General features: G+C 65.4%; 13 protein-coding genes. 4 read left to right on the top strand and 9 right to left on the bottom strand.

Going from position 1 to position 11,634, the window contains the following annotated elements:
• Positions 1–76 precede the first annotated feature (76 nt).
• Positions 77–1,546 (top strand): leucyl aminopeptidase, encoded by a 1,470-nt coding sequence (locus BMI91_RS01500; RefSeq protein WP_078603749.1) that lies wholly within the window; start codon positions 77–79, stop codon positions 1,544–1,546.
• Between the two features lies 1 nt (position 1,547).
• Positions 1,548–2,006, top strand: coding sequence for a DNA polymerase III subunit chi (locus tag BMI91_RS01495; RefSeq protein ID WP_078519333.1), 459 nt, complete (start codon positions 1,548–1,550; stop codon positions 2,004–2,006).
• Positions 2,007–2,013: 7 nt separating this feature from the next.
• Here BMI91_RS01495 and BMI91_RS01490 read toward each other — a convergent pair whose 3' ends face one another.
• The gene (locus BMI91_RS01490) at positions 2,014–2,829 is read right to left on the bottom strand and encodes an MBL fold metallo-hydrolase (protein ID WP_078603748.1); all 816 of its coding nucleotides are present in this window, start codon (positions 2,827–2,829) and stop codon (positions 2,014–2,016) included.
• A 124-nt stretch (positions 2,830–2,953) separates the two neighbouring features.
• Here BMI91_RS01490 and tgt point away from each other — a divergent pair, with 124 nt between their 5' ends.
• A complete protein-coding gene (gene tgt, locus BMI91_RS01485) occupies positions 2,954–4,081 on the top strand; it encodes a tRNA guanosine(34) transglycosylase Tgt (RefSeq protein ID WP_078603747.1) in 1,128 nt (375 codons plus the stop codon).
• 7 nt (positions 4,082–4,088) lie between these two features.
• Here the strand turns inward: tgt and trhA are convergent, their stop codons facing one another.
• From trhA to cobA, 7 genes are all read right to left on the bottom strand, one after another.
• The gene (gene trhA / locus BMI91_RS01480) at positions 4,089–4,751 is read right to left on the bottom strand and encodes a PAQR family membrane homeostasis protein TrhA (protein ID WP_341853187.1); all 663 of its coding nucleotides are present in this window, start codon (positions 4,749–4,751) and stop codon (positions 4,089–4,091) included.
• A 206-nt stretch (positions 4,752–4,957) separates the two neighbouring features.
• Complete coding sequence (locus BMI91_RS01475) at positions 4,958–5,776, bottom strand: ferredoxin--NADP reductase (RefSeq protein WP_078603746.1); 819 nt, start codon at positions 5,774–5,776, stop codon at positions 4,958–4,960.
• A 144-nt stretch (positions 5,777–5,920) separates the two neighbouring features.
• Positions 5,921–6,292 (bottom strand): DUF934 domain-containing protein, encoded by a 372-nt coding sequence (locus BMI91_RS01470; RefSeq protein WP_078546761.1) that lies wholly within the window; start codon positions 6,290–6,292, stop codon positions 5,921–5,923.
• The gene (locus BMI91_RS01465) at positions 6,289–7,077 is read right to left on the bottom strand and encodes a phosphoadenylyl-sulfate reductase (protein WP_425274911.1); all 789 of its coding nucleotides are present in this window, start codon (positions 7,075–7,077) and stop codon (positions 6,289–6,291) included. The genes BMI91_RS01470 and BMI91_RS01465 overlap by 4 nt, the downstream gene beginning before the upstream one ends.
• The gene (locus BMI91_RS01460) at positions 7,046–8,713 is read right to left on the bottom strand and encodes a nitrite/sulfite reductase (protein ID WP_078603745.1); all 1,668 of its coding nucleotides are present in this window, start codon (positions 8,711–8,713) and stop codon (positions 7,046–7,048) included. The genes BMI91_RS01465 and BMI91_RS01460 overlap by 32 nt, the downstream gene beginning before the upstream one ends.
• A gap of 3 nt (positions 8,714–8,716) precedes the next feature.
• A complete protein-coding gene (locus tag BMI91_RS01455; protein WP_078546765.1) occupies positions 8,717–9,004 on the bottom strand; it encodes a DUF2849 domain-containing protein in 288 nt (95 codons plus the stop codon).
• Positions 9,001–9,753 (bottom strand): uroporphyrinogen-III C-methyltransferase, encoded by a 753-nt coding sequence (cobA, locus tag BMI91_RS01450; protein WP_078570321.1) that lies wholly within the window; start codon positions 9,751–9,753, stop codon positions 9,001–9,003. The genes BMI91_RS01455 and cobA overlap by 4 nt, the downstream gene beginning before the upstream one ends.
• A gap of 141 nt (positions 9,754–9,894) precedes the next feature.
• On the opposite strand from cobA, the gene BMI91_RS01445 reads away from it, so the two are divergent.
• Positions 9,895–10,356, top strand: coding sequence for an Lrp/AsnC family transcriptional regulator (locus tag BMI91_RS01445; protein WP_078519325.1), 462 nt, complete (start codon positions 9,895–9,897; stop codon positions 10,354–10,356).
• Between the two features lie 4 nt (positions 10,357–10,360).
• Here BMI91_RS01445 and BMI91_RS01440 read toward each other — a convergent pair whose 3' ends face one another.
• Entirely contained in the window at positions 10,361–11,551 is a 1,191-nt protein-coding gene (locus tag BMI91_RS01440) for a cytochrome P450 (RefSeq protein ID WP_078603744.1), read from the bottom strand.
• Positions 11,552–11,634 lie beyond the last annotated feature (83 nt).

The raw sequence follows: 11,634 nt of genomic DNA, 5'->3' as shown, positions 1-11,634 counted from the left end.
CTCGCGCGCAATTTGATGCCAATCGCGACCGAGCGCCGCCGACGCGCGCGACGGTCCCATCTGCGGAGAGCCCCATATGACCCAACCTGTTGCTATCGCCTTCAAGGAAACCGATCCGGAGGTCTTCGCCACCCAAAGCGGGCGGATCGCGCTGGTCGTGGGCGGTGACGGCAAGCTGGGTCAGGCCGGGCGCAAGCTGGATCGGGCGATGAAGGGCGCGATCAAGCGCGCGGTGGACTCGGAAGCCTTCGCAGGCTTGGGCGCGGGCGAGGCGATGGAGCTGAGCTGGCCCGCCGCGATCGCCGCCGAAGCGGTGCAGCTGGTGCGGCTCGACCGCAAGGCCAGCGCCGACGAGGCCCGCAAGGCAGGGGCCGCGATCGGCGCGAAACTGGGCGAGGCGGGCGCGCTCGTGGTGGCGCAGAACCATCCGCGCGCCGCCGATCTGTCGCTGGGCCTCGCGCTGCGCGCCTATCGCTTCGACTATCACACCGGCGAGGACAAGAAGGCCTACGGGCCGGTGACGATCATGGTCGACAAGCCCGAAGAGGTCGCCGCCGCCGCGGCCCCGCATGCAGCACTGGCCGAGGGCGTGTTCTTCACCCGCGATCTGGTCAACGAGCCCGCCAACATCCTGACCACCGACGATTTCGCCGCCCGCCTCGCCGCGATGCAGGAGCTGGGCCTCGATGTCGAAATCCTCGAAGAAGCGGATATGAAGAAGCTCGGCATGGGCGCGCTTCTGGGCGTCGGCATGGGCTCTGAAATGCCCTCCAAGCTGGTCGTGATGCAGTGGAAGGGCGGCGAGGAGGGCGAGGCGCCCTTCGCGCTCGTCGGCAAGGGCGTCGTGTTCGACGCGGGCGGCATCTCGCTCAAGCCCGGCGCGGGCATGGAAGAGATGACGATGGATATGGGCGGCGCAGGCGTCGTCTCGGGCGTGATGCGGACGCTGGCGCTGCGCAAGGCCAAGGCGAATGTCGTGGGCCTCGTCGGTCTCGTCGAGAACATGCCCGACGGGCGCGCGCAACGCCCCGGCGATATCGTGACCTCGATGAAGGGTGACACGATCGAAGTGATCAATACCGATGCCGAAGGCCGCCTCGTTCTGGCGGATGTGCTCTGGTATGCGCAGGACCGGTTCCAGCCCAAGGCGATGGTCAACCTCGCCACGCTGACCGGCGCGGTGATCGTCGCCCTCGGCCACGAGAACGCGGGTCTTTTCGCCAATGATGACAAGTTCGTAGCCGACATTCTTAAAGCGGCGAAGACCGAGGGGGAGGGCGCGTGGCACATGCCGCTGCAGCCCGCCTATGACAAGGCGCTGAAATCTCGGCTGGCCGATATGCGCAATGTCGGCAACCGTTGGGGCGGCGCGATCACCGCGGCCGCTTTCCTGAAGCGCTTCGTAAAGGACGAGGTGCCGTGGTGCCATATCGACATCGCGGGCGTGGCGCTTCCGCCGGGTGAGACCACCCTGGCGCCGAAAGGGCCGACCGGCTGGGGCGTGCGCATGCTCGACCGTCTGATCCGCGACAAGTTCGAAGCCTGAGATGGGGCAGGTCAATTTCTACCATCTGACCCGCTCCAGCCTCGAGGAGGTGGTGCTGAACCTCGCCTCCCGGGCGGTGGAGCAGGGTTGGAAGGTGGAATTGCGCGGGACCGATTCCGCGCGGCTCGACTGGCTCGACCAGAGGCTCTGGCTGATGGGAAACGAGGCGAGCTTCCTGCCGCACGGGCTCGCAGGCGGGCCGCATGACGCGCTGCAGCCGATCCTGCTGGGCACCGCGCCCGCAGGCGACGGACGCGAGGCGATGATGGCCGTCGACGGCGCCGAGGTCGCGGCGGAGGAAACCGACGCCCATAAACGCGTCTGGATTCTGTTCGACGGAAACGACCCGCAGGCGGTGCAACATGCGCGCGGGCAGTGGAAGACCCTGACCGGCGCGGGCGCGAAAGCGATCTACTGGTCGGAAGAGGGCGGCCGCTGGGAGAAGAAGGCGGAGAGTTGAGAGGAGCTTATTGCAGTCGCTCCGGCTCCAGCACCATCACGGTCGGCTCGCGCGGCAGGGTCCTGAGCGAGACGATCACTTCGCTCACGCCGGGTCGCTCGACCGCGAAGACGCCTTCCATCCCGTCGAGAAAACTCTGCAGGGTCGGTTCTCCGAACCAATGGACCGGGATCACGATGCGCGAGCGCAGCCGGTTCAGGATGCGGATCATCGTCGGCTGATCGACCGTCATCGAGCCATCCACCGCCGCCATCACCACATCGAGCCGCCCCAGCGCCGCATATTGCGCGGGGTCGGGCTCGTGATGCAGATGGCCCAGATGGCCGATGCAGAGCCCCGCCACCTCGAAGACGAAGATCGAGTTGCCGTTCTCCTCGACCCCGCCGAAGCTGCGGATTGCGGTGGGCACATTGCGGATCAGCATCTCGCCGAGGTCCAGGTGGTGCTCGGCGGCGACGCCGAACTGATCCGACCAGCCTTTCAGGGCCACCGTGCCTTCGGGGATCATATCGGTCATGTGGCTAGAATGGGCGTGGTTCATCGTGACGTAATCAGGGGCAAAGCGCGCCCCGCCGGTCCAGCCGTTGAAATCGGTGACGACCGATAGCCCGCCCTCAGTCTGCAACAGAACCATCGAATGGTCGATGTAATGCAACCGCACCGATTGCTCCGGCACCGGGTCGGACCAGCTTGCCTTGTGCAGATACTCAATCCCCGGCGCGGCATCGGCAATCGCGATACAATGGCTGATGCGCTGGTTTTGCGCAGCCGCGGCGAACGGCGCGAGCGTGGCGCAGAGGGTTAGAAGGATGGAACGAAACATGGCGAGCCTCCTTTTGCCCTAGCGTAAGGCCAAAAAGCGATTCCGGTCCATGCCCTTGCGCCCCACGTGGCCTTCCCTTCGCGGCGCTTTGGGGCTATCAGCCGGGCCGAAGGAGAGCCCCCAGATGACCAAGTTCAGCTTCACCCTCAAGGCTACCGATGGTGCTGCGCGCACCGGGACGATCTCGACGCCCCGCGGCGAGATCCGCACGCCGGCCTTCATGCCCGTGGGCACCGCCGCGACCGTGAAGGCGATGATGCCGGAATCGGTAGCCGCGACCGGCGCGGATATTCTGCTGGGCAATACCTACCACCTGATGCTGCGCCCCGGGGCGGAGCGGGTGGCGCGTCTGGGCGGGCTCCACAAGTTCATGAACTGGGAGAAGCCGATCCTGACCGACTCGGGCGGGTTTCAGGTGATGAGCCTCGCGTCTCTGCGCAAGCTGACCGAGGACGGCGTGACCTTTGCCTCCCATGTCGACGGCTCGAAACATGTGCTTTCGCCCGAACGCTCGATGGAGATCCAGAAGCTTTTGGGTTCGGATATCGTGATGTGCTTCGACGAGTGCCCGGCGCTGCCCGCGACCGAGGAAGAAGTGGCCAAGTCCATGCGCCTCTCGATGCGGTGGGCGCAACGCTCGCGCGATGCCTTCGGCGACCGTCCGGGCCATGCGCTGTTTGGCATCCAGCAGGGCGGGGTGACACGTGAACTTCGCGAGGAAAGTGCCGAGAAACTCAAGGAAATCGGCTTCGAGGGCTTTGCGGTCGGCGGCCTCGCCGTGGGCGAGGGGCAAGAGGCGATGTTCGGCGTGCTCGACTATGCGCCGGGCATGCTGCCGCAGGACAAGCCGCGCTACCTGATGGGCGTCGGCAAGCCCGACGATATCGTCGGTGCAGTCGAGCGCGGCATCGACATGATGGATTGCGTGCTGCCATCGCGCTCGGGGCGCACGGGTCAGGCCTGGACCCGCCGCGGTCAGGTGAACATCAAGAACGCCCGCCACGCCGATGATCCGCGCCCGCTGGACGAGGCCTGCACGTGCCCGGCCTGCTCGAATTATTCGCGCGCCTATCTGCACCACGTCTTCCGCTCCGGCGAGATGATCTCGGGGATGCTGCTGACCTGGCACAACCTGCATTACTATCAGGAGCTGATGGCGGGCCTGCGCGCGGCGATCGACGAGGGGGCGCTGGCGCGCTTCGTCTCGGAATTCCACGAGACCCGCGCGATGGGCGATATCGAACCGCTCTGAACCCCGCTCAGTGCGAGATCACGATGACGGCCGCGTAATGCGTCGCGGCCGCGGCCAGCACATGGCCGTGCCAGATCGCGCGCGAAAAGGGGATGCGCTCGGTCTGGTAGAAGATCACGCCGACAGTATAGGTCAGTCCGCCCACGACCAGCAGGATCAGCGCGGGCAGGGGCAGGGCCACGATCAGCGGCCACATCGCGATCATCCCGAGCCAGCCCATCGCCAGATAGAGCCAGAACCCAGTGCGCTCCGAGCGGTGAAAGAAGCCGAGCTTCATTACGATGCCGAAGGTGGCAAGCGCCCAGACCGTCGCGGTCAGCGCCCAGCCTGCGACGCCGCCGAGGCCGATCAGCGCCATCGGCGTGTAAGTGCCGGCAATCAGAAGATAAATCGCGGCGTGGTCGAAGCGCCGGAGCACCGCGCGCGTCGGTGCATGCAGGGTGAGGTTATAGGCCGCCGAGAGCGAGAAAGAGGCGATCAGCCCCACGGAATAGACCGCGAGCGGCCAAACCCGCCCGGCCGGTGCCGCCAACGACGCCCAGACGATCAGCGCGCTGACGCCTGCCACGGCGAAAACGACGCCCAGCACATGGACGACGCCATCGGCGACATGTTCGCGAAAGCTATGGCTCAATTGGTGGCGCGTCATCGTGGTGATCCCCTCGGTCATGCCTTCAAGATAGCAACGATGAGGCGAACTCCCAAGTCGCGGCGGAAAAAACGCTGGGTCACAAGGGGGCTCTGCCCCCGCGCGCTGCCGCGCGCCCCCCGGGATATTTGAAAAGAGCGAAGACAGGACAGACGCCCATCTTCGCTCTTGAGAAATATCCCGGGGGTGAGGGCGAAGCCCGAGGGGGCAGCGCCCCCTGAGCCAGATCAGATGCCGTCGCCGACGAAGGCCTTCTCGACCACATATTCGCGCGGCTCGGAATTCGCGCCCTCGCGCAGCCCGAACCCTTCGAGCACCGCCATCACGTCCTTGTTGAAGGCGAGCGAGCCGCAGACCATCGCGCGGTCGGTCTCGGGGTTCATCGGCTCGAGGCCGAGATCCTTGAACACCTTGCCGTTCTCGAGATTGTCGGTGATCCGACCCATGTGATGGAATTCCTCGCGGGTCGTGGTCGGGTAGTATTTCAGCTTGCCGTCCACCATCTCGCCGATCAGCGGATCGTTGATCAGGTTCTCGACCAACTGGCGGCCATATTCTAGTTCCTCGACCGTCCGGCAGGTATGCATCATGATGACCTCGTCGAACTTGTCGTAGGTCTCGGGGTCGCGCATCAGCGAGGCGAACGGTGCGATGCCGGTGCCGGTGGCGAGGAACCACACCCGCTTACCCGGCAGCAGCGCGTCATGGACCAGCGTGCCCACGGGCTTGGGGCGCAGGATGATCTGGTCGCCCACATTGATATGCTGCAGCTTCGAGGTCAGCGGCCCGTCGGGCACTTTGATCGAGTAGAATTCCAGCTCCTCGTCCCAGTTGGGCGAGGCGATGGAATAAGCGCGCAGCAGCGGTTTGCCATTGTCGCCCATCAGCCCGATCATCACGAACTCGCCCGAGCGGAAACGCAGGGACTGCGGGCGGCTCACGCGGAAGGAAAACAGCCGGTCCGTCCAATGGGTCACTTCGGTCACGGTCTGCGCGTCGGGCAGGGTCTTCACCTTGGGGATGTCGGTCACGGCGCTCTCGTTCATTGTCACATCTCTCTCGGGCCGGGGCAGGCGCCTCGGTCTGGCAAATATACAGATCGGATACAGCTTGCGTGAGCGCTGGCCCTTGATCTGGCTCAATTGCCGGTTTCGTTATGGTCTATCGGATATCGCGGACGGGTGAAAGCCTCAGCCGGCGAGCCGCGCGCGGTAGTCATGCGCGGCCCAGTCGGCGCGGAAGAGCCATTGCGCTTGCGGCTGGCGCTCGGCCAGTTCCGGCGGAATCTCGACCTCGTCGAAGCCCACGCGCCGCGCCATCGCATATTGATCCGCGATCAGCGGGCCCGCCGCGCGCAGACGCCCGGTATAGCCGAGCGCGCGGATGCGGCGCGCCAGCGAGAAGCCGCGCCCGTCCGAGAAGGTCGGGAACAGGACGCGGATCATCTCGGCGCCTTCGATCAGCGCAGGCAGGTAGCCCGCATCGGTCTCCGGCGCGATGTCGAGGCTCGCCCCGGTGAAGTCGTCATTGTGGAAGCCGTCGTCGCGAACGATCACGCTCATGCCACATTCTCCTTGTTCTCAATCACTTGGCCTTCACTGTTCACACGGACGGCCTTGCCGCCGATGAAGTGGATGCCGCATTCGGTCTTGGCGGCGCCGCGCCAGCGGCCCGCGCGTTCATCTTCGCCCGGTTTGACCGGCGAGGTGCAGGGCGCACAGCCGATCGAGGGATAGCCCTGTGCCACGAGCGGATGGCGCGGCAGGCGGTTCTCGACCATGTAATCCTGCACGTCCTGCTTGTCCCAATGGGCGAGCGGGTTGATCTTCATCCGGCTGTCGGTCTCGATCTCGAAGAAATCGAGCGCAGCGCGCTGGCCGCCCTGAAAGCGTTTGCGCCCGGTGATCCACGCGTCATAGCCCGACAGCGCATTTTCCAGCGGCACCGTCTTGCGCAGGGTGCAGCAGGCGTCGGTGCTGTACTGGTGCAGCGTGCCGTCCGGGTCGTCGCGGGCGATCGCGGCCTCATCGGCCTGGATCACCTGCACATTGGTCAGGCCCAGCTTGTTTGCGACGTCGCGCTGATAGGCGAGCGTCTCGGGAAACAGCATCTGCGTGTCGATGAACAGCACCGGCGTGCCGGGCGCGATCACCGAGACCATATGCAGCAACACCACCGATTCCGCCCCGAAGGACGAAACCAGCGCGACATTGCCCACATCGGGGTCCCGCAACGCCCGCTCCATCACCGCGGTTGCGGCGTGGTGGCGGTAGCGTTCGTTCAGCCCGGCGACGCGGGGGGCGATATCCGTTCCATCACTGAGCGGCATGGCGTTGAGCCTCTGCATAGAGCGCTTCCTTGAACGGGTCCGGGCCAAGGCGGCGCAGCGCGTCGAGGAAGCTCTCGGTGGCGCTTTCACGCAGCTCGAGATAGGCGCGCAGGAGACGCTCCAGCGCAGGGATCACCTCCGTATAGGCGAAGCCGGGGCCGGCACGTTCGCCAAGCGCCATCGTCTCGGTCGCGTCGCCGCCAAGCGTGATCTGGTAGTTCTCCACGCCCGCACGGTCGAGACCGAGGATGCCGATATGGCCCAGATGGTGGTGGCCGCAGGCGTTGATGCAGCCCGAGATCTTGATCTTGAGCGCACCGATCTCCTGCTCCAGCCCGAGATCGCGGAAATGGGTCGCGATCTGTTGCGCCAGCGGGATCGAGCGGGCCGTGGCCAGCGCGCAGTAATCCATGCCGGGGCAGGCGATGATATCCGAGGTCAGCCCGATATTCGCCGTGGCGAGGCCGCCCTTGCGCAGAGCCTCGAACAGCGCGGGAAGATCGGCCTTCGCGATATGCGGCAGGATCACGTTCTGCTCGTGGCTGATGCGCAGCTCCGACTGGCCGTAGCGTTCGGCAAGCTCCGCCAGAAGGCGCATCTGGTCGGACGTGGCATCGCCCGGAGGCGCGCCGTGATCCTTCAGGCTGACCGTGACGACCCCGTAGTCGGGGTTGTGATGGGGCGAGACCGAGCGCGCGGCCCAGTCACGCAGAAGCGCATCGACACTGAGCGCGGTCTCGAAGCTCTCGCTCTCCCGCGCAGGCAGCGCGGGCGGGGCGAATTGCGCCTTGAGATCGGCGAGGATCGCTTGGTCCGCGCCTCTAAAGGCCGCGCGCCGGGCCAGGAACTCGGCTTCGACCATCTCGGAAAACGTATCGATTCCAAGCTCGTGCACGGTGATCTTGATGCGCGCCTTGTATTTGTTGTCGCGCCGTCCGGCGAGGTTCCACGCCGCCACGATCGATTCCAGATAGGGCAGCAGATCAGCCGCGGGCAGGAAGCTGCGGATTTCCTTGCCGATCATCGGGGTGCGGCCGAGACCGCCGCCCACGAAGACCTGGAAACCGATCTCTCCATCACGCTCGACCAGCTGCAGACCCACGTCATGGGCGCGGATCGCGGCGCGGTCGGCCTCGGCGCCGTTGATCGCGATCTTGAACTTGCGCGGCAGGAACTGGAATTCCGGATGGTCGGTGGACCATTGACGGATCAGTTCCGCGTAAGGGCGGGGATCGGCGATCTCGTCGGCGGCGGCACCCGCGAAGGCATCCGTCGTCGTGTTGCGGATCGCGTTGCCCGAGGTCTGGATCGCGTGCATGCCCACATCGGCGAGCGCGTCGATCATATCCGGCACATCGATAAGTTTCGGCCAGTTGAACTGGATGTTCTGGCGCGTGGTGAAGTGCCCGTATCCGCGATCCCAGGCATCGGCGATCTTGGCGAGCTGGCGCATTTGCCGGGCCTCGATCGTGCCATAGGGGATCGCCACGCGCAGCATATACGCGTGCAGCTGCAGATAGAGGCCGTTCATCAGGCGCAGCGGCTTGAACTCGTCCTCGGTCAGGCTGCCGTCGAGGCGGCGCGCGACCTGATGGCGAAACTGCTCGGCGCGCGCGCGGACGGCGGCGCGGTCGAAATCGCTGGGTTGGAACATGGATCAGCTCCCGGGTAGCTCGATGGAAGGGCCGGAGGCGCGGAAGGCCTCGCGGAAATGCGCGGGCTCGGGGCCGTCAGGACCGAGCGTGGCAGGCGCGAGATAGGCGCCCACGACTTTCTCAGGCTGAGCATTGGCCAGATCGAGCCACATGTCCGCGATCACCGGATCGTCGAGGAAGGCAGCGTCTTTCAGGCGCAGCACCCATTGGCCCGCATCGTTCATGTAGACGACATGGCCTTCGCGCAGGTCATTGGCACTGATCACGCCGGGGTTGAATTTCTTGCTCATAGCACGGCCTCCTTGAGGGCGGTGCGGGCGTCGCGCGGAGCGAGCCCGAGAAGGATCACGGCGGGGCCTTTGGCCTCGGCGGTAACGGTGGGCAGGGTGGCGAGCGTCGCGGGGCGGATCACCTGATCGGCGCGCGAGGCGTTCTCGACCACACAGGCGGGGGTCGCGGGGGAGGCGCCGTGCATCATCAGGCGTCCTTGCACGTAGCGCGCAGCACGCTTGCCCATATAGATCGCAGCGACCGCGCCGGGACGGGCCAGCGCCGACCAATCCTGTTCGGCCAGCCCGTCTGCGTCATGCCCGGTGAGCAGGCGCAGCTCGCGATTGCGGCCGCGCTCGGTCAGGCTTTGGCCGAGCGATGCAGCGGCGGCAGAAGCTGCGGTGATGCCCGGCAGCACGCGATAGGCGATCCCGGCCGCGTCGAGCGCGTCCAGTTCCTCGCCCAGCCGACCGAACACGCCCGGATCGCCAGATTTCAGGCGCAGCACCCGCTGGCCTTCCTGCGCGAGGCGGACGATCAGGGACGAGATGTCGCCTTGCTTCATCGAGGGGCCGAAACCGGTCTTGCCGGTCTCGATCAGCTGTGCCTGCGGCCCCGCGAGCGCGAGCACCTCGGCGCTCACCAGCGTGTCGTGCAGGATCACGTCGGCGCACATCATCTCGCGCAGCACCGCCACGGTCAGCAGGTCCGGATCGCCCGGACCGGCGCCAGCAAGGGTCACCTGGGTCTGAGTTTCGAGAGTTTCCATGTCACGCTCCTCGTCTGCGTCTTGAGTGTGAATATAGGAAATTGTTCTGGTTTTTGGCTATATGCCCTTGCCAATAAGGACGTTCGTTCCTTATGGATTTGGAGGGAGTGACAATCTCCTAACAAGCGGAGGGAAATCGGAATGGCGGTGCAGATCGACGAGCTGGATCGGAAAATCCTTGCGGAGCTTCAGGACGATGCGAGCCAGTCGCTCGACGAAATCGCGCGGAAAACAGGGTCTTCCAAGACCCCGGTCTGGAACCGGATTCGTAAATTGCGCGCGGCGGGGGTGATCGGAAAGCAGACCGCGATCCTCGATCCCGAGGCGCTTGGCTTCGATGCCTGCTTCTTCGTGCTGATCCGCACCTCCGAGCATGAGGCCGAGTGGCAGGACAAGTTCCTCGCCACCCTGCGCGCGCGCCCCGAGGTGATGGAGGCGCACCGTCTCGCGGGTGATATCGATTACATCCTGAAAGTGCGGGTCGAGAATGCGCGTGCCTATGACCGCTTCTATCAGGCGCTGATCTCGGAAGTGAAAATCCACAACGTGACCGCGCTTCTGTCGATGGAGGAGCTGAAATCCACCACCGCGCTGCCGCTTTGAAGGCTCAGCGCTTGGTATAGGTGACCTGCAGCTTCTCCAGCCCGTGGAAGTGATAGAGATCCGCGTAATAGGGGCGGCGCGGCAGATCGAGCCCCTGTAGCCGCTCCATCAGCATCGGCAGGGCGAGTTTCAGTTCCAGCCGCGCCAGCGGCGCACCGATGCAGAAGTGCGCCCCCGCGCCGAAGCCGAAATTGGTGCGCACGGGGCGCGACGGGTCGAAGACGCTCGCATCGTCCCAAGCCGACGGATCGCGGTTCGCACCGGCGAGCAACAGCCCGATCCGCTCTCCCTTGCGCAGCACCTGTCCCTGAAACTCCATGTCCTCATAGAGCCAGCGCGTAAACAGATGCAGCGGCGGATCGAAGCGCAGTAGCTCCTCGATCGTGCCGTCGATCCGCGCGGGCTCCAGCCAATGCGGTGCGACGGTCTGCTCGATCAGGGTTTTCACGCTGTTGCCGATCTGGTGGACGGTCGCCTCATGGCCCGCGTTCAGGAGCAGGATCACGGTGGAGACCAGCTCGTCGCGGGTCAGATGGGTGCCTTCTTCCTCGACCGCGATCAGCTCCGAGATCAGATCTTCCCCGGGCGCTTTGCGGCGGGTCTCGATCAGATCGCCCAGATAGGCCGCGAAGTCCGCTGAAGCCTGTGCCGCGTCTTCCTCGAGGCTGATATCTCGGCGCGCCTGATACATCTGCACCATCGCGTTCGACCACGCCAAGAGCTTGTCCGCGTCGCTTTCGGGCACGCCCAGAAGCCGTGCGATCACGATCACCGGCAGGGGCTTGGCGAAATGCTCTAACAGGTCGCAGCCGTCCTCGGGCAGATCGTCGATCAGCCGGTGACAGAGCGCCGTGATCTCGTCTTGCATCCCTGCGATCCGGCGCGGGGTGAAGGCCTTCGTCACCAGCTTGCGCAGCCGGGTATGCGTCGGGGCTTCCAGTTCCAACATCGAATGGCGCTCGATGGCGTAGAAGGGTTCGAGGTGCTTGGGGATGTCCACCGCCTGCTCGGGCGGGGCCTCGCGCCCCAAGCGTCGGTCCCGCAGCGCCGCGCCGACGATTGCAGCGCGCGCGGTGACGCGAAACCCGTATTCGGGCCATTGCACGAAGGGGCCGCCCTGCCGCACCCGATCATAGAACGGGTAGGGGTTCTGGACGAAATCGGGATCGAGCGGGGATTGGGAAAGGGTCTGCATCGGCGCTCCGGTTACTCGGGGCCAGATTGGCCGCAACGCGCCCGGGGATGCAAGACCAAGCGAACGCTCCGCCTTGCATTGCC

Origin of the sequence: Thioclava sediminum (assembly GCF_002020355.1) — a bacterium.
GTDB lineage: Bacteria > Pseudomonadota > Alphaproteobacteria > Rhodobacterales > Rhodobacteraceae > Thioclava > Thioclava sediminum.
Note: the sequence above shows the minus strand (reverse complement) of the source record. Positions and strands in the feature narration are given on the sequence as shown.

Bases quoted from the DNA above. Each gene is read 5' to 3' on its own strand.
- BMI91_RS01475 (WP_078603746.1), bottom strand. From the start codon at position 5,776: ATGAACGAGAGCGCCGTGACCGACATCCCCAAGGTGAAGACCCTGCCC.
- BMI91_RS01455 (WP_078546765.1), bottom strand. From the start codon at position 9,004: ATGAGCAAGAAATTCAACCCCGGCGTGATCAGTGCCAATGACCTGCGC.
- BMI91_RS01495 (WP_078519333.1), top strand. From the start codon at position 1,548: ATGGGGCAGGTCAATTTCTACCATCTGACCCGCTCCAGCCTCGAGGAG.
- BMI91_RS01500 (WP_078603749.1), top strand. From the start codon at position 77: ATGACCCAACCTGTTGCTATCGCCTTCAAGGAAACCGATCCGGAGGTC.
- tgt (WP_078603747.1), top strand. From the start codon at position 2,954: ATGACCAAGTTCAGCTTCACCCTCAAGGCTACCGATGGTGCTGCGCGC.
- trhA (WP_341853187.1), bottom strand. From the start codon at position 4,751: ATGACCGAGGGGATCACCACGATGACGCGCCACCAATTGAGCCATAGC.
- BMI91_RS01470 (WP_078546761.1), bottom strand. From the start codon at position 6,292: ATGAGCGTGATCGTTCGCGACGACGGCTTCCACAATGACGACTTCACC.
- BMI91_RS01490 (WP_078603748.1), bottom strand. From the start codon at position 2,829: ATGTTTCGTTCCATCCTTCTAACCCTCTGCGCCACGCTCGCGCCGTTC.
- BMI91_RS01445 (WP_078519325.1), top strand. From the start codon at position 9,895: ATGGCGGTGCAGATCGACGAGCTGGATCGGAAAATCCTTGCGGAGCTT.
- BMI91_RS01460 (WP_078603745.1), bottom strand. From the start codon at position 8,713: ATGTTCCAACCCAGCGATTTCGACCGCGCCGCCGTCCGCGCGCGCGCC.
- BMI91_RS01465 (WP_425274911.1), bottom strand. From the start codon at position 7,077: ATGCAGAGGCTCAACGCCATGCCGCTCAGTGATGGAACGGATATCGCC.
- BMI91_RS01440 (WP_078603744.1), bottom strand. From the start codon at position 11,551: ATGCAGACCCTTTCCCAATCCCCGCTCGATCCCGATTTCGTCCAGAAC.
- cobA (WP_078570321.1), bottom strand. From the start codon at position 9,753: ATGGAAACTCTCGAAACTCAGACCCAGGTGACCCTTGCTGGCGCCGGT.